1 protein-coding gene is annotated in these 262 nt (G+C 31.3%); it reads right to left on the reverse strand.

Going from position 1 to position 262, the window contains the following annotated elements:
• A partial coding sequence (locus tag AAEZ00_RS21540) for a hypothetical protein (RefSeq protein WP_351089982.1) occupies window positions 1-262 on the reverse strand: 262 nt, incomplete at both ends.

A 262-nucleotide genomic window follows, 5' to 3' on the forward strand; every position in this document is an offset into this window, starting at 1 on the left:
TGACAATAGGGGCAATAACTTCTTCGCCCATTTTATCTATTAAACTTTCAAATTCATCAGTTCTAGCTTGTGACAAATCATTAATGGCTAAAATTACATTTTTGTTTGTTTCTAAAGAATTTATTGCATGCTGATTTATCTCGTCTTGAATATTCTCTATTGGAGCTTTAACTTGGCTTGATAGCGCATCAACTAGAGATACGTTGGAAAGCATGTTTTCAGACATATAATCAATAGAGGTAAGTATTTTACCTATTTTATC

This window comes from Shewanella sp. S1-49-MNA-CIBAN-0167 (genome assembly GCF_040310145.1).
Lineage (GTDB): Bacteria > Pseudomonadota > Gammaproteobacteria > Enterobacterales > Shewanellaceae > Shewanella > Shewanella psychromarinicola.